Here is a 4254-nt window from a genome sequence, read left to right as displayed (position 1 = left end):
ATCAGCGAAGACCGAGATTCTGACATTCTTTTTAAACCCTGTCAAGCACTCGGCTTTTCTGCTTTTCGCTGAAACCCTTTTCAGAGTTTCTCGGCACTGCTTCTTTCGAAGCACCACCGTCGATCAGCGGAGCCTGTGACTGTAGCACGGGTCTCAATCGGGTTGCAAGCAGTTCGGCGAAAAAAGTTTGAAGACGCCGCTGATGCACTCTCAAGCGCCGGGCTACGCACCTGCCGGCCGGCTTGGGCGAGTTCACCGGAAACGGCACCACTCGCCCGTCGAAAGCCAGGCTGTGCGCAGGAGCGCACGCGCAGGTGCCGTCAGTGGACGAGGCCGGTCGAGAACAGGCGCGCCGCCTCGAGCGCCGGATCCTCGGCGTTGAGCACGGCGTCGACACCGGCCGCCAGACGACGCGTGTCCGCGCGCAGCACACGCTGCTTGATCGACGCGATGCGCGCCGGATGCATCGAGAAGCTGCGCAGCCCCATCGCCAGCAGCAAGTCGGTGAACGCGGCGTCGCCGGCCATCTCGCCGCAGACGCTGACGCCCTTGCCGCGCGCGTTGGCCTTGGCGATGGTGTCGGCGATCAGGCGCAACACCGCCGGATGCCAGGGATCGAACAGATGGGAGACGGCGTCGTCGGAGCGGTCGATCGCCAACGTGTACTGGATCAGGTCGTTGGTGCCGATCGAGACGAAATCGAAGTGATCCAGGAAGCGCCCGATCATCAGCGCCGCAGCCGGCACCTCGATCATCGCGCCGATCTCGACCTCGCCGTGGGCGCAACCCGCGTCGTCGAGCTGCTGGCGCGCACGTTCCAGAGCCTCCAGCGTCATCCGGATCTCGCCGACATGCGCGACCATCGGCACCAGGATGCGTACCTTGCCGAAGGCACTCGCCCGCAGGATGGCGCGCAGCTGCTGGCGGAACATGTCCGGCTCGGCCAGGCTCCAGCGGATCGCGCGCAGGCCCAGCGCCGGATTCAGCGCGTGCTCGTGGCGCAGCTCCTGCAGGCTCATGCGGTCCAGCGGCTTGTCGGCGCCGATGTCGACGGTGCGGATCGTCACCGGCAGCCCCTGCATCGAGACGACCGCGTCGCGGTAGGCCAGGAACTGCTCGTCCTCGCCAGGCAGGTCGCCACCGCGGTTCATGAACAGGAACTCGCTGCGGAACAGGCCGACGCCGACCGCCCCGGCCTCCAGGGCTCCCGCCGAGTCGCCCGGCAGCTCGATGTTGGCCAGCAGCTCGACCGGCTGCCCATCCAGCGTCACCGCAGGGGTGTGCCGCAGGCGATTCAACCGCGCCCGCTCGAGTTCACTCTGGCGCTGGCGGAAGCGGTACTCCTCCAGCACGATCGGTGACGGGTTGACGATGACGACACCGGCATCGCCGTCGATGACGAGCCAGTCGTCCTGGCGGATCAATCGGCTGGCTTCGCGCGCACCGACGACGGCCGGGATGTCCAGGCTGCGCGCGACGATGGCGGTATGCGAGGTGCGCCCGCCGACGTCGGTGACGAAGCCGGTGAACACGCTGCGCTTGAACTGGATCATGTCGGCGGGCGCGACGTCGTTGGCGACCAGGACGAGCGGATCCTCGCCACCGAAGTCGCGCATGCGCATCACGTCGAGATCCGGCGTGGCGCTCTGGCCGGGCTTCGTGCGCGCCAGGCAGCGCAACAGCCGCTCGGCCAGCTGCTCGACGTCGGCCTTGCGTTCGCGCAGGTACTCGTCGTCCATCTCGTCGAACTGGCGCGCCAGCACCTCGAGCTGCGCCGACAGCGCCCACTCGGCGTTGTAGTGGCGCTCGACGACCCATTGCCGGGTCGCGGCGGTCATGGTCTCGTCGTGCAGCAGCATCTGGTGCACGTCGAGCAGCGCCGACAGCTCGGGCGGCGCGTCCTGGGGCATGTCGCGCTTGAGCGCGGCCAGTTCAGCGGACACGACGTTGCGTGCCTGGCGCAGGCGTTCGATCTCCTGCTCGACACGCTCGGCGGGCACGAAGTAGTGCGCGACGTCGACGCGACTGGAGGCAACGAGCACCGCGCGGCCGATCGCGACGCCGCGGGAGACGGGGGTACCGAAGACCTGGATGCTCATGCGTTCGGCTCCCGTCCGCGCTTCACTGGCCTTCGCCGAACTTGGCGTCGATCAGCCCGCGCAGCGCTTGCATCGCGGCCTGCTCGTCCTCCCCCTCGGTCTCGATCTCGATTTCGGAGCCCAGCCCCGCCGCCAGCATCATCACCCCCATGATGCTCTTCGCGTTCACGCGCCGGCCGTTGCGACTGAGGAAGACTTCGCTGCGGAAACCGCCTGCCAGCTTGGTCAGCTTGGCCGAGGCGCGGGCGTGAAGGCCGAGCTTATTGCTGATGGTGATGCGGGTCTTGATCATGAGGGCCCGAAGGGACAGCCTGATTCTGCCGGCGCGCGCCGCCGATCTGCATGACACCTTGCGTTCCACCGGCCACGGCGCGCGCGACCAGTTCGTCCAGCGGAAGGTGGGCGTAACACAGCGTGCGCCACAGCATCGGCACGTTGACGCCGGCCACGACACGTGCGGACACGCCGTCGGCAAGTTCGAGCGCGGCGTTGCAGGGCGTCGCGCCGAAGACGTCGACCAGGATCAGCGCCTCCTGGGCGCCGAGCTCGGCGAGCAGCGCACGCGCACGCTCGACCACCTGCTCGGGCTGCATGCCGGGCTCGACGTCCAGCGCCGCCAGGCCGCTGCCGCAGTCCGGGTAGACGTGCGAGGCCACCGCGCGCAGCGAAGACGCGAGCGGGGCGTGGGCGATGACGAGCAGGGCGGCCATGGCAGGAAGAGCGCGGATTATCGGCAGCTTTCGTCCCGACTTGCGCACCGTTCACGCCGCAGGGCTTAGGCGCGCGGCGCGGGCCCAGAATCGGCGCCATGGAACAGCTGAAACCGGGCGCGCTCGCGGGGCTGCGGGTGCTCGACCTTTCGCGCGTGCTCGCCGGCCCCTGGTGCACGCAGACGCTCGCCGACCTCGGCGCCGACGTCGTCAAGGTGGAGCGTCCGCGCTCGGCCCGCCACCCCGGCGGCGACGACACACGCGGATGGGGCCCGCCGTTCCTGAAGGACGGCGACGGCCACGACAGCGCCGAGGCCGCCTACTTCGTCGGCACCAACCGCAACAAGCGCTCGGTGACGATCGACATCGCGCACCCTGACGGCCAGGCGCTGGTGCGCCGGCTGGCCGACACCGCCGACGTGATGATCGAGAACTTCAAGGTCGGCGACATGGCGCGCTACGGCCTGGACGCCCAGGCGATGCGCGCGACGCGCCCGCGCCTCGTCTACTGCTCGATCACCGGCTACGGCCAGACCGGCCCGTACCGCGACCGCGCCGGCTACGACTACGCGATCCAGGGCCTGGGCGGGCTGATGAGCGTGACCGGCGAACGCGACGGCCTGCCCGGCGCCGGGCCGCAGAAGGTGGGCGTCGCGGTCGCCGATCTCTTCACCGGCATGTACGCGACGGTGGCCATACTGGCCGCACTGCGCCACCGCGACGCCACCGGCGAAGGCCAGGTGGTCGACATGGCGCTGCTGGACACGCAGGTCGCGATGCTCGCCAACCTCGGTGCCAACTACCTGGCGACGAAGACGCCGCCGCGCCGTGTCGGCAACGCCCACGCCAACATCGTGCCCTACCAGGTGTTCGAGGTCGCCGACGGACACCTGATCCTGGCCGTCGGCAACGACACCCAGTTCCGGCGCTTCTGCGAGATCGCCGGCTGCGCCGAACTGGCCGCAGACGAACGTTTCGCGACGAACGCCGCACGCGTGCGCAACCGCCAGACCTTGATCCCGCTGCTGGAGCCACTGCTGCACGCCCGCCCGCGTGCCGACTGGCTGGCCACGCTCGACGCCGCCGGCGTGCCCTGCGGGCCGATCAACGACCTGGGCGAGGTCTTCGCTGACGAGCAGGTGCGCGCGCGCGGCATGGTGACGCAGGCGCAGCACCCGCTGCTCGGCGAGATCGAGCTCGTCGCCAGCCCGATGAAGCTGTCGGCAACGCCGCCGGCGCTGCGCCGCGCACCGCCGCTGCTGGGCGAGCACACCGAGGAGGTGCTGCGCGAGATCGGCCTGGCCGAGGCCGAGATCGCCGACCTGCGCGGGCGCGGCGTCGTCTGAGCGGCTAGATGTGAAGCTTCAATAGGTTGTTGCGGGTGTTCACCCGGAGAGGTTCTGAGAGACTGGAAATCGCCAAACCCCCAGTCCACTCAACAACCG

4 protein-coding genes are annotated in these 4254 nt (G+C 69.2%); 1 reads left to right on the top strand and 3 read right to left on the bottom strand.

The genetic code is table 11. The features are described 5' to 3' along the window. Window positions 1–320: 320 nt before the first annotated feature. From ptsP to EV684_RS23820, 3 genes are read right to left on the bottom strand one after another with little or no spacing between them, the layout of a single operon-like run. Window positions 321–2099 (bottom strand): phosphoenolpyruvate--protein phosphotransferase, encoded by a 1779-nt coding sequence (gene ptsP, locus EV684_RS23830; protein WP_132649829.1) that lies wholly within the window; start codon window positions 2097–2099, stop codon window positions 321–323. A 22-nt stretch (window positions 2100–2121) separates the two neighbouring features. Next, window positions 2122–2391 (bottom strand): HPr family phosphocarrier protein, encoded by a 270-nt coding sequence (locus tag EV684_RS23825; RefSeq protein ID WP_132649828.1) that lies wholly within the window; start codon window positions 2389–2391, stop codon window positions 2122–2124. Next, window positions 2360–2809, bottom strand: a complete 450-nt coding sequence (locus tag EV684_RS23820; RefSeq protein ID WP_132649827.1) for a PTS sugar transporter subunit IIA — start codon at window positions 2807–2809, stop codon at window positions 2360–2362. The genes EV684_RS23825 and EV684_RS23820 overlap by 32 nt, the downstream gene beginning before the upstream one ends. 98 nt (window positions 2810–2907) lie before the next feature. Between EV684_RS23820 and EV684_RS23815 the strand changes: the two genes are divergently transcribed. Continuing rightward, a complete protein-coding gene (locus EV684_RS23815) occupies window positions 2908–4155 on the top strand; it encodes a CaiB/BaiF CoA transferase family protein (RefSeq protein WP_132649826.1) in 1248 nt (415 codons plus the stop codon). The last annotated feature ends 99 nt before the right edge of the window (window positions 4156–4254 follow it).

Origin of the sequence: Rubrivivax gelatinosus (assembly GCF_004340905.1) — a bacterium.
GTDB lineage: Bacteria > Pseudomonadota > Gammaproteobacteria > Burkholderiales > Burkholderiaceae_C > Rubrivivax > Rubrivivax gelatinosus.
The sequence above is the reverse complement of the archived record's forward strand: the minus strand, read 5'-3'. Positions and strand labels throughout refer to the sequence as shown.